Source organism: Allokutzneria sp. A3M-2-11 16 (assembly GCF_024213555.1).
Classification (GTDB): domain Bacteria; phylum Actinomycetota; class Actinomycetes; order Mycobacteriales; family Pseudonocardiaceae; genus Allokutzneria.
The window spans coordinates 359,742-382,141 of record NZ_JANAVO010000001.1 but is presented as its reverse complement, the minus strand read 5'-3'; the positions used below and the strand labels follow the sequence as shown (position 1 = coordinate 382,141).

The 22,400-nt window shown below is 69.6% G+C and carries 23 protein-coding genes and 1 pseudogene; 22 read left to right on the top strand and 2 right to left on the bottom strand.

Annotated features, from left to right (window positions below; all coding sequences use genetic code 11):
* Positions 1-9 precede the first annotated feature (9 nt).
* The gene (locus NLX83_RS01945; RefSeq protein WP_254236045.1) at positions 10-1,197 is read right to left on the bottom strand and encodes an anhydro-N-acetylmuramic acid kinase; all 1,188 of its coding nucleotides are present in this window, start codon (positions 1,195-1,197) and stop codon (positions 10-12) included.
* Between the two features lie 171 nt (positions 1,198-1,368).
* Here NLX83_RS01945 and ftsY point away from each other — a divergent pair, with 171 nt between their 5' ends.
* The 22 genes and pseudogenes from ftsY to NLX83_RS01835 all read left to right on the top strand — a co-directional run bounded on the left by ftsY (position 1,369) and on the right by NLX83_RS01835 (position 21,595).
* Positions 1,369-2,655, top strand: a complete 1,287-nt coding sequence (ftsY, locus tag NLX83_RS01940) for a signal recognition particle-docking protein FtsY (RefSeq protein ID WP_374118755.1) — start codon at positions 1,369-1,371, stop codon at positions 2,653-2,655.
* A 1-nt stretch (position 2,656) separates the two neighbouring features.
* Entirely contained in the window at positions 2,657-3,256 is a 600-nt protein-coding gene (locus NLX83_RS01935; protein WP_254233133.1) for a PadR family transcriptional regulator, read from the top strand.
* Positions 3,257-3,348: 92 nt separating this feature from the next.
* The gene (locus NLX83_RS01930) at positions 3,349-4,164 is read left to right on the top strand and encodes an SDR family oxidoreductase (protein WP_254233132.1); all 816 of its coding nucleotides are present in this window, start codon (positions 3,349-3,351) and stop codon (positions 4,162-4,164) included.
* A 333-nt stretch (positions 4,165-4,497) separates the two neighbouring features.
* Positions 4,498-5,838 carry an ammonium transporter gene (locus tag NLX83_RS01925; protein ID WP_254233131.1) on the top strand — a complete coding sequence of 447 codons (1,341 nt, stop codon included), beginning with the start codon at positions 4,498-4,500 and terminating at the stop codon, positions 5,836-5,838.
* Complete coding sequence (locus NLX83_RS01920; protein WP_254233130.1) at positions 5,835-6,173, top strand: P-II family nitrogen regulator; 339 nt, start codon at positions 5,835-5,837, stop codon at positions 6,171-6,173. The genes NLX83_RS01925 and NLX83_RS01920 overlap by 4 nt, the downstream gene beginning before the upstream one ends.
* Before the next feature lie 68 nt (positions 6,174-6,241).
* Positions 6,242-8,602, top strand: coding sequence for a [protein-PII] uridylyltransferase (locus tag NLX83_RS01915; protein WP_254233129.1), 2,361 nt, complete (start codon positions 6,242-6,244; stop codon positions 8,600-8,602).
* A gap of 411 nt (positions 8,603-9,013) precedes the next feature.
* Entirely contained in the window at positions 9,014-9,604 is a 591-nt protein-coding gene (locus tag NLX83_RS01910; RefSeq protein WP_254233128.1) for an AAA family ATPase, read from the top strand.
* Between the two features lie 37 nt (positions 9,605-9,641).
* A complete protein-coding gene (gene ffh, locus NLX83_RS01905; RefSeq protein WP_254233127.1) occupies positions 9,642-11,183 on the top strand; it encodes a signal recognition particle protein in 1,542 nt (513 codons plus the stop codon).
* A 2-nt stretch (positions 11,184-11,185) separates the two neighbouring features.
* Positions 11,186-12,271: an amidohydrolase family protein gene (locus tag NLX83_RS01900; protein WP_254233126.1), complete on the top strand. Its 1,086-nt coding sequence runs from the start codon at positions 11,186-11,188 to the stop codon at positions 12,269-12,271.
* 62 nt (positions 12,272-12,333) lie between these two features.
* Complete coding sequence (locus NLX83_RS01895; RefSeq protein WP_254233125.1) at positions 12,334-13,221, top strand: CPBP family intramembrane glutamic endopeptidase; 888 nt, start codon at positions 12,334-12,336, stop codon at positions 13,219-13,221.
* 56 nt (positions 13,222-13,277) lie between these two features.
* Positions 13,278-14,081: a CPBP family intramembrane glutamic endopeptidase gene (locus tag NLX83_RS41710; RefSeq protein WP_254233124.1), complete on the top strand. Its 804-nt coding sequence runs from the start codon at positions 13,278-13,280 to the stop codon at positions 14,079-14,081.
* A 165-nt stretch (positions 14,082-14,246) separates the two neighbouring features.
* Positions 14,247-14,714, top strand: a complete 468-nt coding sequence (rpsP, locus tag NLX83_RS01885) for a 30S ribosomal protein S16 (RefSeq protein ID WP_254233123.1) — start codon at positions 14,247-14,249, stop codon at positions 14,712-14,714.
* A complete protein-coding gene (locus NLX83_RS01880) occupies positions 14,711-14,950 on the top strand; it encodes an RNA-binding protein (RefSeq protein WP_030430526.1) in 240 nt (79 codons plus the stop codon). The genes rpsP and NLX83_RS01880 overlap by 4 nt, the downstream gene beginning before the upstream one ends.
* A 15-nt stretch (positions 14,951-14,965) precedes the next feature.
* Complete coding sequence (rimM, locus tag NLX83_RS01875; RefSeq protein WP_254233122.1) at positions 14,966-15,475, top strand: ribosome maturation factor RimM; 510 nt, start codon at positions 14,966-14,968, stop codon at positions 15,473-15,475.
* 221 nt (positions 15,476-15,696) lie between these two features.
* Complete coding sequence (gene trmD, locus NLX83_RS01870) at positions 15,697-16,461, top strand: tRNA (guanosine(37)-N1)-methyltransferase TrmD (RefSeq protein ID WP_254233121.1); 765 nt, start codon at positions 15,697-15,699, stop codon at positions 16,459-16,461.
* Positions 16,462-16,619: 158 nt separating this feature from the next.
* Positions 16,620-16,979 carry a 50S ribosomal protein L19 gene (gene rplS, locus NLX83_RS01865; RefSeq protein ID WP_030430523.1) on the top strand — a complete coding sequence of 120 codons (360 nt, stop codon included), beginning with the start codon at positions 16,620-16,622 and terminating at the stop codon, positions 16,977-16,979.
* A gap of 33 nt (positions 16,980-17,012) precedes the next feature.
* Positions 17,013-17,903, top strand: a complete 891-nt coding sequence (gene lepB, locus NLX83_RS01860; RefSeq protein ID WP_254233120.1) for a signal peptidase I — start codon at positions 17,013-17,015, stop codon at positions 17,901-17,903.
* Positions 17,904-17,915: 12 nt separating this feature from the next.
* A complete protein-coding gene (locus tag NLX83_RS01855; protein WP_254233119.1) occupies positions 17,916-18,737 on the top strand; it encodes a ribonuclease HII in 822 nt (273 codons plus the stop codon).
* Positions 18,734-19,057, top strand: a complete 324-nt coding sequence (locus NLX83_RS01850) for a DUF2469 domain-containing protein (protein WP_030430520.1) — start codon at positions 18,734-18,736, stop codon at positions 19,055-19,057. Before NLX83_RS01855 ends, NLX83_RS01850 begins: the two co-directional genes overlap by 4 nt.
* Before the next feature lie 183 nt (positions 19,058-19,240).
* Positions 19,241-19,612 carry a YraN family protein gene (locus NLX83_RS01845; protein ID WP_254233118.1) on the top strand — a complete coding sequence of 124 codons (372 nt, stop codon included), beginning with the start codon at positions 19,241-19,243 and terminating at the stop codon, positions 19,610-19,612.
* Positions 19,613-20,536, top strand: a pseudogene (locus tag NLX83_RS01840) (YifB family Mg chelatase-like AAA ATPase); the annotation flags it as partial. It lies immediately after the preceding gene.
* A 576-nt stretch (positions 20,537-21,112) separates the two neighbouring features.
* Positions 21,113-21,595: a hypothetical protein gene (locus NLX83_RS01835; RefSeq protein ID WP_254233117.1), complete on the top strand. Its 483-nt coding sequence runs from the start codon at positions 21,113-21,115 to the stop codon at positions 21,593-21,595.
* Between the two features lie 45 nt (positions 21,596-21,640).
* Here NLX83_RS01835 and NLX83_RS42200 read toward each other — a convergent pair whose 3' ends face one another.
* Positions 21,641-22,249, bottom strand: a complete 609-nt coding sequence (locus NLX83_RS42200; protein WP_374118754.1) for an NBR1-Ig-like domain-containing protein — start codon at positions 22,247-22,249, stop codon at positions 21,641-21,643.
* Between the last annotated feature and the right edge of the window lie 151 nt (positions 22,250-22,400).

Genomic DNA, 22,400 nt, shown 5'->3' with positions numbered 1-22,400 from the left:
GGGGACTGCTCAGCCGAGGCGCGGCATCGGCGTCTGGTCGGCGAGTTGGAGCACTCGCAGCCGCCTCGGCGGTGTCGTCGCGGGCTCCGGTAGCTGGAGCGCCTGCCTGCCCGGGGTGATCGAGCCGAGCACGCGGGGCCCGCTCGCCCCGGTCGCGGTCGGCAGGTTCGCGGGCAGACCGTGCCAGGTGAGGAAGCCCAGCAGCGCGGTCAGGTACGCCTCCTTGGCGTCCGCGGCGAGGCCGAACGACTCGCTGGTGGCCAGCTCGGTGGCGCCGAGGTGGCGGTCGAGCGCGGCCATCAGCGTCGCGTTGCGCACGCCGCCGCCGGAGGCCACCACGCGGTCGGCGCCGTGCCCCCGGCACGCGTCGGCGACCGTGATCGCGGTCAGCTCGACGAGCGTGGCCAGCAGGTCCGGCAGCGCGATGTCCGGCAGGCCGTCCAGCGCGGTGCGCAGGTAGTCGGCGTGGAAGTGCTCCTTGCCGGTCGACTTCGGCGGCGCCGCCGCGTAGTACGGGTCGGCCAGCAGGCGGGACAGCAGGTCCGGGTGAGGGGAGCCGTTGGCGGCGAGCCGACCCCCCTCGTCGTACTGGATCCGGCTGTCCGCGGCGAGGCGGCAGGCGGCGTCCAGCAGAGCGTTACCCGGACCTGTGTCGTAAGCCAGCGGGGCATGTGTCCCGCCGACCACGGTGATGTTGGCGATCCCGCCGATGTTCAGCGCGACCGCCACGTCGTCGGACGTCGGTGCGAGCCAGAGCGCGTCGAGCAGGCTCGCCAGCGGCGCGCCGTGCCCGCCCGCGGCGACGTCGCGCACGCGGAGGTCGGCGACCACCGGGGCGCCGGTCGCCTCCGCGATCCACGCGGGCTGCCCGAGCTGGAGCGTTCCCTTGCAGGTGCGACCGTCCACCCAGTGGTAGATGGTCTGGCCGAGCGAGGCGATCAGGTCGACCTCACCGCAGCCCACCTCCGCGATGCCCTTGCGCGCGGCGTCGGCGAAGGCCTGCCCGACGAGCGTGTCCAGCACGCAGAGCCGCTCGGCCGAGCACTCCGCGGGCGGCAGTGCGGCGACCAGGTCGCGGCGCAGCTGCTCGGGGTAGGCGATCTCGCGGCTGCCCAGGGGGAGCAGCTCGACCACCGGGCCGCCCGGCGCGTCCTCGCGCAGGCAGAACTCGGCCACCGCCACGTCGATGCCGTCCATCGACGTGCCGGAGATCAGCCCGAGCACCCGCCAAGATTTCACGGAAAAAGGTCTAAACCATGGTGAATCTTTTCGCAAGCACCTGGCCAGCTTTGAGGCCAGGTTGTGAAGCTGTCCACGCGGGAGTGCGAGGATAGCGACGTGCCTGTTGAGTCCGCGCCCACTGAGCCCGTGCCCGTCGAGCCGTCGTTCTGGACCGGGCCGTTGATCTGGATTTCCCTCGTCGTCCTCGCGGTGCTCGTCATCGCGCTGGTCACCGGACTCGTGCTGGCCAGGCGACGGCGGGTGAGCCTGACCGAGGACCGCCCCGGGGGCGCGCCGCCGGTCACCGGCAAGGACACGTACAAGACGGCGGGCGGCATCGGCTTCTCCTCGGGCACCGTGGAGAAGCACCCGGTCGCCGACCGCACGGAGACCGACGGGCAGCCTGGCGTCGGCGACGACGCGTCCGTTCCGAGGGACACGCCGCGTCGCGGCATCGTCGACGTTCAGCTGCCCGAGCAGGAGACGGCGCCCGAGCCGGTCGTCGACGAGATCGAGCCGACCGCTGGGCGGATGGAGCGGCTGCGCGGGCGGCTGTCCAGGTCCCGTTCGACCCTGGGGCAGAGCCTGCTCGGCCTGCTCGGCGCGGGCGATCTCGACGAGGACTCGTGGACCGACATCGAGGACACGCTCCTGCTGGCCGACCTCGGCTCGACCACCGCGAACGAGATCATCGAGCGGCTGCGCAAGGAGATCACCGCGCAGGGCGTGCGCACCTCCGACGAGGTCCGCGGCCTGCTGCGCGAGGTACTGGTCGACGCGCTGCACCCGGAGATGGACCGCGCGGTGCGCGCGCTGCCGCACGACGGCCGCCCCGCAGTGGTGCTCGTCGTCGGCGTGAACGGCACCGGCAAGACCACCACGACGGGCAAGCTCAGCCGGGTTCTCGTCGCGGACGGCCGCACGGTCCTGCTCGGCGCGGCGGACACCTTCCGCGCCGCGGCGGCGGAGCAGCTGGCGACCTGGGGTGAGCGCGCGGGCGCCGAGGTGGTGCGCGGAGCCGAAGGCGCGGATCCGGCCGCCGTCGCCTTCGACGCGGTGAAGCGCGGCATCGAGGCCAAGGTCGACGCGGTCCTCGTCGACACCGCCGGGCGCCTGCACACCAAGACCGGCCTGATGGACGAGCTGGGCAAGGTCAAGCGCGTGGTGTCCAAGCAGGCCGAGGTGGACGAGGTGCTGCTCGTGCTCGACGCCACGACCGGCCAGAACGGCCTGACCCAGGCGCGGGTGTTCTCCGAGGTCGTCGACGTCACCGGGGTGGTGCTGACCAAGCTCGACGGCACCGCGAAGGGCGGCATCGTCTTCCAGGTGCAGCGCGAGCTGGGCGTGCCGGTGAAGCTGGTCGGCCTCGGCGAGGGCGCTGACGACCTCGCGCCGTTCGAGCCGGGGGCGTTCGTCGACGCACTGCTGCGCTGACATGTCCGCGACGCGACTGCTTGTCCTGGGTGTCGTCCGGGCCTACGGGCGGGCGCACGGGTACCTGGTGCGCAACGAGCTGGTCTCGTGGGGTGCCGAGGAGTGGGCCAACGTCAAGTGGGGCTCGCTCTACCACGCGCTGCGCCAGCTCGACAAAGACGGACTGCTCGACCACGTGGACGTCGCCGAGTGGCCGGGGCGGGTCGACTACTTCCTCACCGACAAGGGCGAGGAGGAGTTCCTGGAGATGCTGCGCGAGGCGCTGCGGACGCCGGAACACCGTCCCGACCTGCTCGTCGCCGGGGTGGCGCTGTTGCCCGCGCTGACCCGCGAAGAGGCGATCTCGTTGCTGCTGCTGCGGATCGAGGCGCTGGAGCAGGAGCGCGAGGAGAAGGCCCGGTTCACCGCGCGGGCGGGTGGCGGGGAGTCTCCCGAGCACTTCCGCGAGCTGTGCGGGCTCTGGGTGCACGCGGCCGACCGAGGCGTGGAGTGGACCCGTGACCTGGTGGAGCGATTGCGGGCGGGCGCGTACGTGATGGCCGGGGAGCCGGGCCACGTGTTCGGCGGCGCGAAGGTCTGGGACAACCCGACCCCGGCGTGACCTTGACGAGAACGAATCCGTGCCATCTGCCTTGTATGCGGTGCTCAAGTTTGAGTAGCCTCAAGTTTGAGCAACCGAGAGAAGGAGAGAACGTGACCGTTCTGGTGGCCGGGGCGACCGGCAACGTCGGCGGCATCGTGGTGCGGCGGCTCGCTTCGGCGGGCGTGCCGGTTCGTGGCCTGACCCGCAACCCCGACGCGGTCCTCCCGGCCGGGGTGGAGAAGGCGGTCGGTGACCTGTCCGACGCGAGGACCCTGGCGGCGGCCTTCGACGGGGTCTCCGCCGTCCAGCTGTTCATCAACTGGGGGGACCAGAGCGAGGTGGTGGAACTCGCGGTCCGCGCCGGGGTGCGGCGGATCGTGCTCCTCTCCTCTGATGGCACCCCGGACGAGCTGCTGGAGGGGAAGATCCGCGAGTCCGGGCTGGAGTGGACGATCATGCGGCCCGGCGAGTTCGCGGTGAACAAGATCGACATCTGGGGTCCGGCCATCCGCGCGGGCGAGCCGGTGCGCGAGGCGTACCCGGACATCGCCGGTGTTCCGGTGCACGAGGAGGACATCGCCGACGTCGCGGTGGCGGCCCTGACCGGCGACGGGCACCACGGCCGCACGCACGTGATCCGGGGACCCGAGGCGCTGACCCATCGCGAGCAGATCCGGCTGATCGGCGAGGCCGTGGGTCGCGAGGTCAAGATCGAGGAGGTCGGCCACGACGAGGCGCGGGCGGACATGATCACCAACGGGTTCCCGGAGGAGGTCGCCGACCACATCCTCGACTACTTCGTCGAATGGGTGGACACTCCGCCGCCCCCGGTCTCTCTCGAAGCGATCATCGGCAGGCCCGGCCGCACGTTCGCCCAGTGGGCCCGCGACCACGCACCCGCCTTTTCTCCCGTTTCGTACTCTTAGCCGGAAAGAGAGCGCTCCCAAATCCCGCTATGAGTACGAAACGGGAGATCTCTAGCTACGTCGGCCCGGGATGGGGGCGGCGGGGCGCGTGACGTGCATGGCACGACTTTACCGTGGGCCGATGCGGCTCGGCGCCGTTCACATCAGGCGGGGGCGAGCGGTGAGGTTGCGGTGGGATTGCGCGGGGAAGGGAAGAACACGGCGCGGCGCGCAACGTGGACGTAACAGAAGAGGGCTGACAGTTCACTCTGGGGAAACGTTGCGCGTCGCCGCGTGAAACACCGCCTTCCGATGCTGCTCATGCGAATGGGGCAGGCATCGGAAGGACTACCTATGAACTCCGGCGACACCGCCTGGGTGTTGATCAGCGCCGCGTTGGTGCTGCTCATGACACCAGGGCTCGCGTTCTTCTACGGCGGCATGGTGCGCGCGAAGAGCGTACTGAACATGCTCATGATGAGCCTCGGCAGCATTGCCGTCGTCGGCGTGCTGTGGGTGCTCATCGGTTACTCCACGGTCTTCGGCACCGATGTCGGCGGCGGCCTTCTCGGCAAGCCGTTCGAGTTCTTCGGGTTGGAGGGACTGCTCGGCGCCGACTCGTTGTTCGGCACGATCCCCACCACCGCGTTCGTGGCCTTCCAGGCGATGTTCGCCATCATCACCGTCGCGCTGATCTCCGGAGCCATCGCCGACCGCGCCCGCTTCGGCCCGTGGCTGCTGTTCGCCGCCGTGTGGTCGATCGTCGTGTACTTCCCGGTGGCGCACTGGGTGTTCGACTTCGACGGCAAGGACGCGGCGGGCAACGTCGTGGACCCGGGCGGCTGGATCGCCAACACCCTTGGCGCGCTTGACTTCGCGGGCGGCACGGCGGTGCACGTCAACGCCGGGGCCGCCGCACTCGCCCTCGCACTGGTGCTCGGCAAGCGCAAGGGCTGGCCGAAGGAGCCGATGAAGCCGCACAACCTGCCGCTGGTGGTGCTCGGCGCCGGTCTGCTGTGGTTCGGCTGGTTCGGCTTCAACGCCGGTTCGGCCGTCGCCGCCAACGGCACCGCCGGGGTCGCCTTCATCAACACCCTGGTCGCCACCGCCGCCGCGACACTGGGCTGGTTGGTCGTGGAGCGCATCCGGGACGGCCACGCCACCACGCTCGGTGCCGCCTCCGGCATCGTCGCGGGCCTGGTCGCGATCACCCCGGCCGCCAACTCCGTGACGCCGCTCGGCTCCATCGCGGTGGGCTTCATCGCCGCCGTGCTGTGCGCCCTCGCCGTCCCGCTGAAGTACAAGCTGGGCTACGACGACTCGCTCGACGTGGTCGGCGTGCACCTGGTCGGCGGCCTCGCGGGCACCCTGCTGATCGGCCTGTTCGCCTCCAAGTCCGCCCCGGCCGGGATCGACGGGCTGTTCTACGGTGGCGGCTTCGACCAGCTCGGCAAGCAGGCGATCGGCGCGGGCGCGGTGCTGGCCTACTCCTTCGTGCTCAGCCTGCTGATCGGCCTGGCGATCAAGTACACCGTCGGCTTCCGCGTCAACGCCGAGGCCGAGGTCACCGGGATCGACGAGTCCGAGCACGCGGAGAGCGCCTACGAGCTGGTCTCCTTCGGCGGCCGTGGTTCCGGCCGGGCCGCCAGCGTGACCACCAAGTCCTCCCCGGCCCTTGAGGAGAGCAAGCCATGAAGCTGGTGACCGCCATCGTCAAGCCGTTCACCCTCGACGACGTCAAGAACGCGCTGGAACAGCTCGGCGTGCTCGGTATGACCGTCAGCGAGGTGCAGGGCTACGGCAGGCAGAAGGGCCACACCGAGGTCTACCGCGGCGCGGAGTACGCCGTCGACTTCGTGCCCAAGGTCCGCGTCGAGGTGCTGGTCGACGACGAGGTCGCGGGCAAGGTCGTGGACGCGGTCGTGGAGGCGGCGCGCACCGGGAAGATCGGCGACGGCAAGGTCTGGGTGACCCCCGTCGAAACCCTGGTTCGCGTCCGCACCGGCGAACGCGGCAACGACGCGCTTTAAGCAAGCCGCGCGGGTGCGCTCCGAACACCGGGGCGCACCCGCTGCTCTGTTGAGGGGTGGCGGGGGAGATGACGACCGTGAGCGGTGGAGCCGCTGAGGACCTGGTTCGCGCGAGGGGACTGCTGTTCACCCCGGCACCCGGGCAACGCAGGCTGGCGCCTGATGAGCTGCGCACCGCCCTGGTCGACCTGCACGACTTCTGGCTGACGGCGCACGCGGGCTCGGCCGGGCTCGGTGGGCCCGGCGGCGGTACGGCGCTGGTCGCGGTCGGCGCGCTGGGCAGGCGGGAGCTGACCCCGCGCTCCGACCTCGACCTGATCATCATCCACAGTGGACGGTCGGACATCGGCGAGCTGGCCGACCGCGTCTGGTACCCGCTGTGGGACTCCGGAATCGGCCTCGACCACTCCGTGCGCACGATCGCCGAGGCCAAGCGCACCGCCGGGACCGACCTCCGGGTGGCGTTGGGGCTGCTGGAAATCCGGCACATCGCCGGGGACCAGGAGGTCACGCAGCGACTGTTCAGCACTGCCCGGCAGGCGTGGCGCTCGGGCATCCGCGGCAGGCTCGACGAGCTCGTCGAGTCCGCGGCGGAGCGGTGGTACCGCAGCGGCGAGATCTCCCACCGCGTCGAGCCTGACCTCAAGCACGGCAAGGGCGGCCTGCGCGACCTCCACCTGCTCGACGCGCTCGCTGCGGCCCAGGTCGTCGACCGTCCCGCCGCCGATGTGTCCGGCGCCCGCGCGCTGTTGCTCGACGCGCGCACAGAGCTGCACCGCATCAGCGCGCGCCCGCAGGACGTCCTACGCGCACAGGACGGCGACGACGTCGCGTCCGCGTTGGGCATGGCAGACCGCTTCGAGCTCGCGCGCGCGATTTCGAGTGCAGGGCGCACGGTGAGCTTCGCGCTTGAAGTCGCGCTGCGTACCGCGCGTGCAGCGGCGCCGAAGCGCACCCTCGGCGTCCTTACGTCGTGGCAGCGTCGCCCCGCGCGTAGGCCGCTGGACGAGGGCGTGGTGCTGCACGGAGGAGAAGTCGCGCTTGCAAGAGACGCGACACCCCACCGCGATCCCGCGCTGCTGCTGCGAGTAGCCGCAGCGGCGGCGCGTACCAACAGTCCGATCTCCGCGGGCACCCTCGCCAAGCTCGCGGACTCCGCGCCAGAACTACGCAAGCCGTGGCCCCGCGAAGCGCGTGAAGAGCTGCTGTCGTTGCTGAACTGCGGCCGCGGCCTTGTAGACGTTGTCGAAGCGCTCGACCGCACGGGCCTGTGGGGCCGGCTCATCCCGGAGTGGGGCTCGGTCCGAGATCTCCCGCCGCGCGACGCCGCGCACATGTGGACCGTGGACCGCCACCTTGTGCAGACCGTGGTGCACGCGGCGCGCCTGGCCACGCGTGTGTCTCGGCCAGACCTCTTGCTGCTCATAGCTTTGGTGCACGACCTCGGCAAGGGCATCACGATCGGCCGTCGCGATCCCGAGCACTCCGACCACTCCATCGTCGGTGCTGCACTGGCGACACAGGTCGCCGAACGCGTCGGTCTGTGGCCCAACGACGTCAAGCTCGTCTCCGACGCTGTGCGACACCACTTGTTGCTTCCACACACCGCGACGCGTCGCGATGTCGAAGACCCGGCGACTGTGCACCGCGTCGTGGAGACGCTCGAAGGCAACGCCGTCCTGTTGGAGCTGTTGCACGCGTTGGCTGAAGCCGACTCCTTGGCTACGGGACACGGTGTCTGGACTGACTGGAAGGCAGCGCTCATCGCGGATCTCGTAGGCCGTTGCCGTGCGGCGATGGCCGGTGATCCGCTGCCGGAGCCCGAACCGCTCCCTGAAGACCAGCGCGAACTCGCTGTCGCCGCATTGGAGTCCGGCCGTCCCAAAGTGCTTGTGGCCGAAGACGGATCGACCGCGACCGTCACGGTGTTCGCGCCCGACCGTCCCGGGTTGCTGTCGAGGGTTGCCGGAGTGCTGGCGCTCAACTCGCTCGAAGTGCACGCCGCGGTGCTGCACGGACACGAGAAGGCAGCGGTGGAGACCTTCACCGTCTCGCCGCGCTTCGGCACGCTTCCCGACGCGTCGTTGCTGCAGGAGCAACTGCGCCGAGCCCTCGACGGTTCGCTGCTGCTGAAGGATCGGTTGGCGGCGAAGGAACGCGACTACGGCGGGCCGCCGGAGGAGGTCGCTCCGCCCAGGGTGTTGTGGTTCGACGACGAGGCATCCGGAGCCGTAGTGCTCGAACTCCGTGCTACTGACCGCATCGGCCTGCTGCACCGCATAGCCGCCGCCCTGGAGTCCTGCTCGGTGAACGTGCGTTGGGCGCGTGTGTCCACATTGGGCGGAACAGTGGTCGACGCGTTCTGCCTCGACGGTGACATCTCAGCGCGGCGGTCGATCGAGCGCGCGGTCCTCGCAGCTGCCCGCTGAGCTTTCTTCCGGCGACCGCGTCATGGCTCCGCGCGTGCCCCGTCGTGGATGGTGAGGCACCAACCTCACCTGGGTTGTTTGCGTAGCTCTACGCAAACAACAGCAAGGACCTTCACGCTTCTGGCGCATCGGGGCCCAGCGGCAGGATCTTCCTTGTGACGCGGGTGGGGGCCGCGCGGAACCGCTGACACGGGGGTGTGGCGGATCCGGCGCGGAGGTGGGGATCAGCGTGCGTCGCGGCGCCCGTGGCGGGTGCGGTTCGGATCGAGGGGTCCGGGTCGCTTCCCGCCACGGGCGTTCTTTTGTGCCACCCGAACCTGCGAAGGTTGCGTGAAGCTGTTAGAAAACGGTCATCAATCACAATCCGCACGCGCATGGAACGCCGCCGTGGCCGTCACTCGTTTTCGGGTAGTGGACGCCCCCAGAACCCGCAGAGCGCCCGCCGTCTTCACTGTCGGCGGTCGAGACCTGGTGCTGCTCGCGGGACTGCCCGGGGCAGGGAAATCCGAACTCCTGCGGAGAGCAGCCGTGCCCGCCTACGTGACCGTGCTCGACTCCGACCAGGTCCGCCAACCACTACGTGACGCGCTCGGGCCGGTGCCCTACCGGTTCTACCGACCGCTCGTGCACGTCACCCACCACGCGCGGCTCGTCTGGCACGCGATAACCGCGCCGGGCGCTGTCGTCGTGCACGAGCCCGCCACGCGCAAGAGCACGCGCATGTGGATCGCCGTGCTGCGCATCCTGACCCGTCGGCCCGGGACCTTCGTCTGGCTGGACGTCAGCGCCGTCGAGGCATTGGCGGGACAGCACAGCAGGGGACGCGTGCTGCCCGCCGAGTCCTTCGCCAAGCACGTGCGCAGGGCCTCGGGCATCCGCAGGCGGCTGCGCGCGGGCCACACCTTCCCCGGCTGGCGGAAGGTGTGCGTGCTGCGGCGGCACGACATCGGCGAGCGGGTCCGGGTCGAGTTCCGGCTTCCGGCTACCCTGAGACCCGACTGAGCCTGAGCAGACGACACCTGGCTGGAGCCCGAAACCCGTGTTCGACACCCTTTCCGACCGTCTCACAACGGTACTGAAGAACCTGCGCGGCAAGGGGCGCCTCTCCGACGCCGACATCGACGCCACCTGCCGCGAGATCCGCATCGCGCTGCTGGAGGCCGACGTCGCGCTTCCCGTGGTGCGGCAGTTCATCGCGCAGGTCAAGGAGCGGGCCAAGGGCGCGGAGGTCTCCGAGGCCCTGAACCCGGCCCAGCAGGTCGTCAAGATCGTCAACGAGGAGCTCGTCACCATCCTCGGCGGCGAGACCCGGCGGCTGAACCTGGCCAAGACCGCGCCGACGGTGATCATGCTCGCCGGTCTGCAGGGTGCCGGTAAGACCACCCTCGCTGGCAAGCTGGCCAAGTTCCTCTCCGGGCAGGGGCACACCCCGCTGCTGGTCGCCTGCGACCTCCAGCGGCCCAACGCGGTCACCCAGCTCCAGGTCGTCGGCGAGCGCGCCGGGGTGCCGGTGTTCGCGCCCGAGCCCGGCAACGGCGTCGGCGACCCGGTCGACGTGGCCCGCCGCGCCATCGAGGAGGCCCGCCGGGCCCAGCACGACATGGTGCTGGTCGACACCGCGGGCCGCCTCGGCGTCGACGAGGAACTGATGCGGCAGGCCGCCGACATCCGGGACGCGGTCCAGCCCGACGAGACCCTCTTCGTCGTCGACGCGATGATCGGTCAGGACGCCGTCACCACCGCGGAGGCCTTCCGCGACGGCGTCGGCTTCACCGGCGTGGTGCTGACCAAGCTCGACGGCGACGCCCGCGGTGGTGCCGCGCTGTCGGTCCGGCACGTCACCGGGCAGCCGATCCTGTTCGCCTCCAGCGGCGAGAAGCTGGAGGACTTCGACGTCTTCCACCCGGACCGGATGGCCAGCCGCATCCTGGGCATGGGCGATGTCCTCTCGCTGATCGAGCAGGCCGAACAGGTCTTCGACGCGCAGCAGGCGGAGCAGACCGCCGCCAAGATCGGCTCCGGTGAGCTGACGCTGGAGGACTTCCTCGAGCAGATGCTGGCCATCCGCAAGATGGGCCCGATCGCCAACCTGCTGGGCATGCTGCCGGGCGCGGGCCAGATGAAGGACGCGATGGCCCAGGTCGACGAGAGGCACCTGGACCGGCTGCAGGCGATCATCCGCGGCATGACCCCGGCCGAGCGCGCCGACCCGAAGATCATCAACGCCTCCCGGCGGCTGCGCATCGCCAACGGCTCCGGCGTCGCGGTCAGCGAGATCAACGACCTGGTCAACCGCTTCTTCGACGCGCGCAAGATGATGAAGCAGATGGCGGGCCGGTTCGGCCTGCCGGGCACCGGTGGCGGCGGCTCCAAGAAGCTCAAGGGCAAGAAGGGGAAGAAGGGCAAGAAGTTCGGCCCGAAGAACAACGCGGGCACCGGTCTGCCCGCGGGCATGCCCGACCTCTCGCGGATGCCCCCCGGCCTCAACCAGCTGCCGCCGGGGCTGGCCGGTCTCGACCAGCTGCCCGCCGGTTTCGACCCGTCGAAGCTGAACTTCGGCAAGAAGAAGAAAAAGGACTAGCGGTGCCGAATCTGCACCTGCGCGGGGTGGTGCTGCCCCGCGAGGAGCACGGTGACGAGGTCCGCGACCTGTGGATCGCGGACGGACTGGTGTCCTTCGAGCCGGTCCGCGACGCGGTGACGGTCGCGGACGGCTGCTGGATCGTGCCGGGGCTGGTCGACGCGCACTGCCACGTCGGCATCGGCCCAGGTGGCCCGGTGGACCTGCCGGAGGCGGCGGCGCAGGCGGAGGTCGACCGCGACGCGGGCACCCTGCTGATCCGGGACTGCGGCTCGCCGATCGACACCCGGCCGCTCCAGGAGCGCGAGGACCTGCCGAGGCTGATCAGGGCGGGACGGCACATCGCCCGCCCGAAGCGCTACATCCCCTACCTCGGCGTGGACGTCGAGGACCCGGCCGACCTGCCCGCCGCCGTCGCCGAACAGGCCGCGTACGGCGACGGCTGGGTCAAGCTCGTCGGCGACTGGATCGACCGCGGCGCGGGCGACCTGGCCCCGCTCTGGCCGGAGGACGCGCTGACCGAGGCGATCAAGGTCGCGCACGAGGCGGGCGCCAGGGTGACCGCGCACGTGTTCTCGGAGGAGGCGATTCCCGGCCTGGTCAACGCCGGGATCGACTGCATCGAGCACGGGACCGGGCTCAGCCGCGAGCTGATCGACGTGATGGCCGCCCGCGGCACCGCGCTGGTCCCGACGCTGATCAACATCGAGAACTTCCCCGACATCGCCGACAAGGCGGCCAAGTACCCGCGGTACGCGGGGCACATGCGCAGCCTGTACGCCAACTCGCGCGAGACCATCGCGCAGGCGATCGAGGCGGGCGTGCCGGTCTACGCGGGCACCGACGCGGGCGGCGGCATCAAGCACGGCCGCATCGCCGACGAGATCGCCGCGCTGCACTCGGTCGGGATGACCGCCGAACAGGCCATCGGCGCGGCGAGCTGGGCCGCGCGGCGCTGGCTCGGCATGTCCTCGATCGCCCACGGCACCGCGGCCGACCTGGTCGTGTACGACGCGGACCCCCGGGAGAACCTGGCCACGCTGCGCACACCGTCACTGGTCGTGTTGCGTGGTCGTCCAATGCGGTGACCTGACGACGCCCCGGAACCGGCTAGCGTCTTGGCGAAGGCGTCGCGGGGTAAGGAGGGTGTGTGGAAGACCAACGGCAGGACACCGGCGGTACCGATGACCCCGTCGAGGCCGCCACCCCGCCGATGGGTGTTCCGCAGCAGCCCCAGCCGTCCTGGGCCGCCTACGGCACGCCGATGCGCGGGGTCGAGGACGGCAGGGACACCAAGCTGCACACCAGGTTCTGGGAGGCGGAGCAGGTCGCCTCGGCCAGGGGCAGCCTCCAGTGGGGCTTCCTCGCGTTCTTCATCGGCTTCGGCGGGTTCTACCTGCTGTCGCTGCTGATCAGCGTGTTGATGGCGGGACAGCTGCGCGGGTTCGACCCCGCCGACCCGCCGAAGCTCGGCCCGCTGCTGCTGCTCGCCTTCGTGCCCAACCTGCTGCTCGGCCTCGGACCCGTTGTGGTGTCGTGGATGCGCGGCCGCGGGCCGGTGGCGGACTACGGCTTCCGGCCGACGCTGCGCGATGTGCGGGTGGGCGTGCTGTGCGGGCTCGCGGCGCTCGTGCCCGCGTGGATCATCGCGTTCGTCCTGATCCGCAATTCCCCGGACGGGGGACCGCAGGGGCCGGTCGCCGGGCTGCCGGTGTTCTCCGAGGGCCAGACGGTCTGGCTGGCGATCTTCGTCCTGTTCATCGCGGTCGGCGCGCCGATCACCGAGGAGCTGCTGGTCAGGGGCGCGCTGTGGGGAGCGCTCGAGCATTTTCGGGTGCCGAGGTATGCCATCCTGATCCTCACCACCATGATGTTCGCGTTCATTCACCAGGAACCGGACCGGATGCCGCTACTGTTCGCGGCCGGGCTGCTCCTGGGAACGGCCCGCATGATCACCGGACGGATCGGCGCCAGCATCGTGGCGCACGCCGTCTACAACCTGCTGCCCGCCATCGTGTTGTTCTTCGCGGCCGGTTGAGCTCCACCGCATCCCGTTCGCAGGCAGGCAGGTAGCACCGACGCTCGGAGGCGCACGTGAACGCACCGCACAAGTCCAGCGGTGGTGGCGTGCGCGCCTGGGCGGCCTACCTCCGCGCGCTCGGCAGCAGCCCGGCACCGACCCACGGCCCGGACACCCCGGTCAAGGCGCACCGCTGGGGCTTCGGCGCGTTCCTGTTGGCGCAGCTGGTGTTCCTGCTCGTCTCGGTGTTCCTCGCGGCCATGTTCCGGCCCGGCGCGGGCGAACCGCTGTCCCCCGCGGGTCTGCTGCTCACGCTCTCCGTGCCGATCGTGCTGGCCGCCGGGGTCGGGATCGCCGCGACCAGGACGCGCGGCAACGGCCCCCTGGTCGACCTGCGCATCGAGTGGCGCTGGTCGGACGTGGTGCTCGGGCTGACGATCGGGGTGATCAGCCTGGTCCCGACGCTGATCGCCTCCTCGCTGTGGACGAAGTGGATGGGCAAGGACGAGGCCAGCTCGGCCGTGGGCAACGTGCTCGACGGCGTGCACCTCTCGCCGACCATCGCGGTGCTGGTCTTCCTGCACCTGTGGCTGATCGCGCCGATCTGTGAGGAAATCCTCTACCGCGGCCTGGTCTGGGGTGCCGCCGAGCGCCTCGGCTGGAGCCGCTGGGCGGCGTTCGCGGTCAGCACCTCGATCTTCGCGGTCGCCCACCTTGAACCGGCCCGGACGCCGTTGCTGCTGGTCATCGCCATTCCCATCGGGCTGGCCCGGCTGATCACCGGCCGCCTGCTGGCCAGCATCGTCGCGCACCAGGTGAACAACCTGCTGCCCGCGCTCGGCCTGCTGCTGACGGTGCTCGGCGTGATGCCCGCCTAGGGTGTGTTCGCCGGCCCCCGCCGATCTGGCACAATGGCTGGCTGTCCGCCCTGTCCGGCCCCTCTCGCCGGACCAGGGCGCCTAGACACCTGGACGTTCTGACCCGCAACCCCACGCTGGTCACGAGCGCTCAACCGTGAACACAGTTGAGGAGCACTCCTACCCGTGGCCGTCAAGATCAAGCTCATGCGGCTTGGCAAGATCCGTTCGCCGCACTACCGCATCGTCATCGCCGACTCGCGCACCCGTCGCAACGGCAAGGCGATCGAGACGATCGGCAAGTACCACCCCAAGGAAGAGCCGAGCCTGGTCGAGGTCGACTCCGAGCGCGCGCAGTACTGGCTGGGTGTCGGCGCGCAGCCGACCGAGCCCGTGCAGCGCCTGCTGGAGCTGACCGGTGACTGGCAGAAGCACAAGGGCCTGCCCGCGCCCGCCGAGGGCACCCTGAAGGTCAAGGAGCCGAAGGCCGACAAGAAGGCCCTGTTCGAGGCCGCTCTCGAGGCCGCGGGCTCCGAGCCCAGCATCGACGCCACCACGCCGAAGAAGAAGCCGGCCAAGAAGGCCGACAAGGCGGACAAGGCCGAGGCCAAGACCGAGGGTGACGCCGAGAAGGCCGAGGGCGGCGAGGCGTGAGCGAGCTCGCGGACGCTCTGGAGCACCTCGTCCGCGGCATCGTCGAGAACCCGGACGACGTGCGCGTCCAGTTGATCACGACTCGGCGTGGCCGCACCCTCGAGGTGCACGTGCACCCCGACGACCTGGGCAAGGTGATCGGCAGGGGCGGTCGTACCGCGACCGCGCTGCGCACCGTCATGTCCGGGATCGGTGGTCGCGGCCTGCGCGTCGACGTCATCGACACCGACCGCTGAGCGAATCGGGACGAAGTGGACCTGGTAGTCGGACGTGTGGTGAAACCGCACGGTGTCCGGGGCGAACTCGTGATCGACGTCCGCACGGACTCGCCCGAGGACCGCTTCGCTCCCGGTATCGCGCTCGGTGTGCGTGGTTCGGCGAGAACACTCACCATCGCGGCCGCCCGGCCCCACACCGGGCGGCTGCTGGTGTTCTTCGACGGCGTCGGCACCCGTGAGGCGGCCGAGGAGCTGCGCGGCACCCTGCTCACCGTCGAGGTGGACCGGTTGCCGCCGATCGACGATCCCGACGAGTTCTACGACCACCAGCTCGAAGGGCTGGTGGTGGAGCTCCAGGACGGCACCGCCGTCGGCACCGTGCGTGAGATCGCCCACGGTCCCGGTGGGGAGCTGCTGGTCGTCAAGGCCGAGGACGGGCGCGAGGTGCTGATCCCGTTCGTGGAGCAGATCGTGCCGACCGTCGACGTCGAGGGCGGCCGGGTGGTCATCGACCCGCCCGACGGCCTGCTCACCATCGAGTAGCAGGCCGTGTTCCGCAGGTCCGTGTTCGCGATAGCCGGGCCGCTGTGGCCAGACTTCGGCCTACGGCCGGGGCAGCCCCTGGCTGCGTCGTCGGAAAGCCCACGTACAACACCGGTACGCGGTCTTCCCGCCGTCTTGCCAGGAACGACCTCGCTGTAACCCGACTTCGGCCTGCGGCCGGGGCAGACTCTCATCGAACGAGACCTACGGAACACGGCCCAATGCGCGTCGACGTCATCACGATCTTCCCGGACTACCTCGCCCCGCTGCGCGAGGCGCTGCTGGGCAAGGCCATCGACAAGGGCCTGCTCGAACTGGACGTGCACGACCTGCGCAAGTGGACCTACGACGTCCACAAGGCGGTCGACGACAGCCCGTTCGGCGGCGGTCCGGGCATGGTGATGAAGCCCCAGGTGTGGGGAGAGGCCCTGGACGAGGTCTGCGCCGGTGCCGCACCGCGGCTGATCGTGCCGACCCCGGCCGGTCGCCCGTTCACCCAGGCCGTGGCCGAGGAGCTGGCCGCGGAGTCGCACCTGGTCTTCGCCTGTGGGCGGTACGAGGGCATCGACCAGCGGGTGATCGACGACGCCGCGACCAGGATGCCGGTGGACGAGCTCTCCATCGGCGACTACGTGCTGGTCGGCGGCGAGGTGGCGGTGCTGGCCATGGTGGAGGCCGTGGTCCGGCTGCTGCCCGGCGTGCTCGGCAACCCCGCCTCCCACCAGCAGGACTCCTTCTCCGACGGCCTGCTCGAAGGGCCGAGCTACACCCGTCCCGTCCTCTGGCGGGACCGCGAGGTGCCCGAGGTGCTGCGGTCGGGCAACCACGCCGCGATCGCCCGCTGGCGGCGCGACCGGGCGCTGGAGAGGACCTTCGAGCGCAGGCCTGACCTGCTGGAAGCCCTCCCGGATTCGGAGCTGGACAAGCAGGACCGTAAACTCCTCGACCGGTTGCGTGACCAGCAGCAACCCGGGTCGATTTCATGACCGGGCAACCCGTCTGGCAGACTGGACAGGTTGCCGATGCCGGGCGGAACAACCCGGCGCGCTCAACCAAGCCATCTCCCGCCCCAGGGAATGTCCTCGTCATCTGACGGGTGGACCCGAGGCGGAGAGCACGAAGCACACGTGAGGACGGACCCCCGATGAACACCCTGGACGCCTTGGACGCCCAGTCGCTGCGCTCCGACATTCCGGACTTCCGCCCGGGCGACACCCTCAAGGTCCACGTCCGCGTCATCGAGGGCTCGCGCTCGCGGGTCCAGGTCTTCCAGGGCGTGGTCATCCGGCGGCACGGCGGCGGCCTGCGCGAGACCTTCACGGTCCGCAAGGTCTCCTTCGGCGTCGGCGTCGAGCGCACCTTCCCGGTGCACTCCCCGAACATCGCCCAGATCGAGGTCGCGACCCGCGGTGACGTGCGTCGCGCCAAGCTCTACTACCTCCGTGAGCTGCGCGGCAAGGCCGCCAAGATCAAGGAGAAGCGCGACACCGTCCGCAGCTCCTGACGCCCGTCGTTCAGACCTGCGTAGCCTGGCGTCGTGGCCGAACTAGATCCTTCGCCCGCCGCACAGGGTGATCCCGATTCGAGCTCCTCGGACGGAGATCACCCTGTCGGCGAGAAGCAGGCGAAGACGAAGAAGAAGAGCTCCTTCTGGCGTGAGCTGCCGATCCTCATCCTCACCGCCCTGGTGCTCACCTTCCTGATCCAGACCTTCCTGGCCCGGGTCTACGTGATCCCCTCGCAGTCGATGGAGACGACCCTCCACGGCTGCTACGGGTGCACGAACGACCGGGTGCTGGTCGACAAGATCACCTACAACTTCACCGATCCCAAGCCCGGTGACGTGGTGGTCTTCCGCGGACCGGACTCGTGGAGCCAGACCGAGTTCGAGGACAACCGCTCCGAGAACGTGGTCGTCCGCTGGTTCCAGGAACTCGGTTCGGTGATCGGCCTCGCCCCGCCGAACGAGCGCGACTTCGTCAAGCGCGTGATCGCCGTCGGCGGCCAGACCGTGGAGTGCTGCACTCCGGACAACAAGCTCAAGGTCGACGGCAAGCCGCTGAACGAGCCCTACATCCACTACGAGGAGGGCCGCGGCGACAAGCAGGAGGAGTTCGCTCCCGTCAAGGTCCCCGAGGGCCAGCTCTGGATGATGGGCGACAACCGGAACAACTCCTCGGACTCGCGCGCGGACAACCACGGGCCGGTGCCGGTGGCCAACGTGATCGGCAAGGCGCAGTTCATCGTGCTGCCGCCGAGCCGCTGGCAGGGCATCGACAACCCGAACCCGCAGGCCGTAGCGCTCTCCGCGCCCGCGTGGCAGGCCGGTATCCCGGCCGGTCTCGGTCTGGCCGCGGCCTGGCCTGTGCTGTGGCTGTTCCGCCGCACCAGCCGGGGCATCCGCTCCCGGATGATCCGCCAGGACTGAGATCCGGCGCTGATGACCGCCACGATGCGCACCGCCCCCGGTCCGCGGCTACCCGTGCCGCGTCCGCCGAGGGCGGTCGTGCGTTCCAGCACCGGCACATGGGCTCTGCAGTCCACCCTGGTCCGCAGGGGACTGGGGCCGGTGGCCGGGGTCGACGAGGCTGGCCGGGGCGCGTGCGCCGGTCCGCTGGTCATCGCCTCCTGCGTGCTCCGCCCCGGCGACGTGCGCAGGCTGGACGGCCTCAACGACTCCAAGCTGATGACCGCGGCGGCCAGGGACCGGATGTTCGACCTGGTCCTGGAGCGGGCGGTGGATCACGCGGTCGTGGTCGTCGACGCCGCCGAGGTCGATGTCATCGGCGTGCACGTGGCCAACATCGAGGGCATGCGGCGGGCCGTCGCCCGGCTCGCCGAGCACCCCGGCTACGTGCTGACCGACGGGTTCCGGGTGCCGGGGCTGACCGCGCCGAACTTGGCGGTGGTCAAGGGCGACCAGGCGGTCGCGTGCGTCGCCGCGGCATCGGTGCTGGCCAAGGTCACGAGGGACCGGATCATGGCAGGAATGCACGAGGACCTGCCGGTGTTCGGATTCGACGTGCACAAGGGCTACGCCACCGCCGACCACTCCGCCGCGCTGGTCAAACACGGGCCGAGTGACCAGCACCGGTGGTCCTATGCCAACGTGGTCGCGGCGGCTGCCGAACACGGCATGCGCGCGCCGCGCCGGGTCAGATCAGGGCTGCTGCACCTCGATCGAGCCGGGGTGGTTCAGAATGGGGTGCCCCCCGTGTCCGGGGTGGCAGGCTCGCAAGCAGGAGGGGCGCGGACCGCATGAGCGCGGAGGATCTCGAGAAGTACGAGACCGAGATGGAGCTGCAGCTCTACAAGGAGTACCGCGACATAGTCAGTCAGTTCTCCTATGTCGTGGAGACGGAGCGCCGCTTCTACCTGGCCAACGCCGTTGATGTGCAGGTGCGCAACGCCGATGGCGAGGTGTACTTCGAGGTGCGGATGTCCGACGCCTGGGTGTGGGACATGTACCGGCCCGCCCGGTTCGTGAAGAACGTCCGGGTGATCACCTTCAAGGACGTCAACGTGGAGGAGCTGGACAAACCGGACCTGCGGCTGCCGGAACCGGGGCCGTTCGGCCAGTAACCCACTCGGGGCTTTGACAGGGGCGCGTGCGCACGGCACGCGCCCCTTTTTCGTGTCCCCGGCACACCTGGTTCGCCTAGTTGTCCACATCGACGGTCTCTGTCCACAGATCGCCTCCGGAGGGCGTCGGCCACTTCGCGGATGCCGCATCGTCGAGGTGGGACCGGCGGTGAGGGAGGAAGCGTGGGGACGGGACGTGGGGCGGCGAACCAGGAGCTGGGCCGCCGGGGTGAGGACCTGGCGGTCTGCTACCTCGAACGGCAGGGCATGGTGGTGCTGAGCCGCAACTGGCGGTGCCACCTCGGTGAGCTCGACGTGATCGCCGCGGACGGGGACGTGCTGGTGGTGTGCGAGGTGAAGACCCGCTCCGGCACCGGCTTTGGCGGCCCGGAGGAAGCCGTCACCCGGGTGAAGCTGCGCCGGATGCGGACCCTGGCGAACCAGTGGCTGTCCGTCTACCGCGTCGGCTGGTGCTCGATCCGCTGCGACGTGATCGCGGTGCTGTGCCGGCCGGACGGCAGGACGTTCATCGACCACCGCCGCGGGGTGGTCTGAATGGGGCTCGCGCGTGCGTGGTCGGTCGCGTTGTTCGGCGTGGACGGCGTCGCGGTCGAGGTGGAGGCCGACATCGGCGCGGGCCTGCCCGCCGTGCAGCTGGTCGGCCTGCCGGACGCGGCGCTGCAACAGGCCAAGGAGCGCGTGCGCGCGGCAGTGCGCAACAGCGGCGAGCAGTGGCCGCCGCACCGGATCACGCTCGGGCTCTCACCGGCGGCGCTGCCGAAGGGTGGTTCGGGCTACGACCTGGCGATCGCGTGCGCCATCCTGGCCGCGGCCCAGGCGGTCCCGCCGGATGTGCTGGACAACATCGCCCTGATCGGCGAGCTGGCGCTGGATGGCCGCGTGCGCCCGGTGCGCGGGGTGCTGCCGGGCCTGCTGGCGGCGAGGCGGGCGGGACTGCGCGAGGCGATCGTCCCGGTGGCGGCGCTGCCCGAGGCGGCGCTGGTGGACGGCATGCGGGTCTTCGGTGCTCACCGGCTGGACGAGGTGATCGGCTGCCTGCGCGGCCAACAGGGACTGGAGACCCCGCCCGAGCGCGCCCCGGCGTCGCGGGTGTCCTCGGCCGACCTCGCGGACGTCCTGGGCCAGCCGGAGGCCAGGTGGGCGCTGGAAGTCGCGGCGGCGGGCGGGCACCACCTGCTGTTCGTAGGTCCGCCCGGCACGGGCAAGACCATGCTCGCCCAGCGGCTGTGCGGGTTGTTGCCGGAGCTGACCCCGGAGGAGGCGCTGGAGGTCACCGCGATCCACTCGGTCGCGGGGGCCCTGGCGACGGACTCGCCGTTGATCGACTCCCCGCCCTTCGTCGCCCCGCACCATTCCCTGTCGATCGCCGCGATGATCGGCGGCGGCACGGGGCTGGCCAAACCCGGCGCGGTCAGCCGGGCGCACCGCGGGGTGCTCTTCCTGGACGAGGCGTGCGATGCCCTATTCACCCTCGGACAACCCCATTCTACCAGGGGAAATGGATCCCCTCATGATCAACTAGGTGTGTGCGTCGCCGTGTGGATCGCCCCACGGCTCCCAGGGCGCTGACCAGTGGGAAAGGCTGCTGCCGCGAGCGGAATACCCCTTCGTCGCTGGCCTTGGGCTCGACGCCTGGGGGCATCCCAAGATCATGTGCACGAGGGGCGCCGGGTAGGCGAGGAGACATCGAGCGGCTGGTCTTGGGGAGACAAACCGGCATGGCGGCGCGGCTTGAAGGACGTGAACCAAGGCAGCGCTCTGCGGGAGCTTGGTTCGATGCCTTCAAGGGCCGTCTTGGTGCGTCGAGGAAGCGTCACCATTGCCGCCTCAGACGGCCGCTGAGCGCCTGGCGACTTCAGCGAGCCCTTCTCCCTGCCGCTGATGGCTGGCGGCGGTGCTGCGGCCTGCTGAGTCTTCGCGACGTGGGTCAAGGGCACAGGTTGAGCCCCGACTAGCCCGAAACGATGGCCGTATATGCGACAGAATGCGCATGGGTTGAATATTTCTACGCTTACCTTATAATTAACATTAGTAATGAACGAGAAGTTTCCTCACGTCACCTCTGCAACACCTGACTTGGCCCGTAATTTTCGGACTGAGCGGGAACGTATCGCTAGAGAAATCGATGAGCAGCGGCTGGCGCACTCTTCTAAGATTGCCCGTTGGGCGACGCAATTCCCAGAGATTGCGGGGCCGCTCCGTCGTCACGCCGAGCGCGTGGGCCACGATCTAGAGGCCATGAAATCTCGCGACTATCAGCATGTGCCGGACGAGGATCGCGCCAGGAAAGAAAAGGCAGACTGCTGGGAGCTTCTGACTATTCTCGCTCAAGCCGTGCCGGACTTGCCGATTGCGGAGATGCATGACGAGGCATCTGCATCGATCGACGCAGCAATGCGTGAAGGTAGCCAGAAGAAGGCTGCGCTGAAAAAGGCGGCGAACGATACCAGGGTGACGATGGGAGACACAGCCATTGACCATCACGTAAGTCGACGTGATGGAGGGGCGACGGCGTAGGGAGAGCCTCGCCCGCTCCGGCGTCATACCGTCAACCGCGAGCTGTCATGCCCACCGTCGTAGATCTGGGGTTGGCGCTCCTTCCCTGACGAGAATCGTCAAGAGGAGTCCTCCTTCATATCTGTCTGGAAAGTACTTCCAGCCGTTTTTGTCGACCATCTTCCATCGTGCCTGAGATGTTCCGGCTAGAGGTTGCGCGCGGATAGCGACCGAAATATCGACTATCTCGCCGGGCATCGTGTCGGGTATGGGCGTGTGGCTTGGCGAATGCGGAACGCCGTACCCGGCTGCGGCTCCATCACGTGCAAGTAATCTACCAATCCAGGGTACTGTGCCCGAATTTTTGATCCGCCATGTCTTCTCAAAAATGAATAGGGGCGGCATAAGTGTGCCATCGGGAATAGTAACATCGGCTATGAACTCAGAAGCGTCGCCAGGGATAGGGTAATCTGGTTTATCCGCAGCGGGTGCACGTTGAGGTGGCCGGGGTCCCGTTTGCACTTCCACATATGCCGCCCATAGCTGACCGTCTGCATGAAAGTTGTTTTCGTAGAAGGCAATGATGTCCCAACTAGGGGCGTCGCGGCCGGACTCCACGTTGCTCAGATGACCCTTGGTCTTGCCAAGCAGTGCCGCAGCGGTCGTCAAGCTCATGCCGCTGAGGCGCCGGTGGTAGCGGAGCTGATGGCCGAGCACGACACGGGAGCCTTCTAGCGCCATCGACCCATCCTTGTTTGGAGTTCGCCATACGCCCCGGGGCTTCGCCTACGTTGCGGCGGACGGGCAGACGGCCCGTCCTGGAGCC

Bases quoted from the DNA above. Each gene is read 5' to 3' on its own strand.
- NLX83_RS01850 (WP_030430520.1), top strand. From the start codon at position 18,734: ATGAGCGCGGAGGATCTCGAGAAGTACGAGACCGAGATGGAGCTGCAG.
- NLX83_RS42200 (WP_374118754.1), bottom strand. From the start codon at position 22,249: ATGAGCTTGACGACCGCTGCGGCACTGCTTGGCAAGACCAAGGGTCAT.
- trmD (WP_254233121.1), top strand. From the start codon at position 15,697: ATGCGCGTCGACGTCATCACGATCTTCCCGGACTACCTCGCCCCGCTG.
- NLX83_RS01945 (WP_254236045.1), bottom strand. From the start codon at position 1,197: ATGGACGGCATCGACGTGGCGGTGGCCGAGTTCTGCCTGCGCGAGGAC.
- NLX83_RS01925 (WP_254233131.1), top strand. From the start codon at position 4,498: ATGAACTCCGGCGACACCGCCTGGGTGTTGATCAGCGCCGCGTTGGTG.
- NLX83_RS01915 (WP_254233129.1), top strand. From the start codon at position 6,242: ATGACGACCGTGAGCGGTGGAGCCGCTGAGGACCTGGTTCGCGCGAGG.
- NLX83_RS01855 (WP_254233119.1), top strand. From the start codon at position 17,916: ATGACCGCCACGATGCGCACCGCCCCCGGTCCGCGGCTACCCGTGCCG.
- rplS (WP_030430523.1), top strand. From the start codon at position 16,620: ATGAACACCCTGGACGCCTTGGACGCCCAGTCGCTGCGCTCCGACATT.
- NLX83_RS01835 (WP_254233117.1), top strand. From the start codon at position 21,113: ATGAACGAGAAGTTTCCTCACGTCACCTCTGCAACACCTGACTTGGCC.
- NLX83_RS01935 (WP_254233133.1), top strand. From the start codon at position 2,657: ATGTCCGCGACGCGACTGCTTGTCCTGGGTGTCGTCCGGGCCTACGGG.
- NLX83_RS01920 (WP_254233130.1), top strand. From the start codon at position 5,835: ATGAAGCTGGTGACCGCCATCGTCAAGCCGTTCACCCTCGACGACGTC.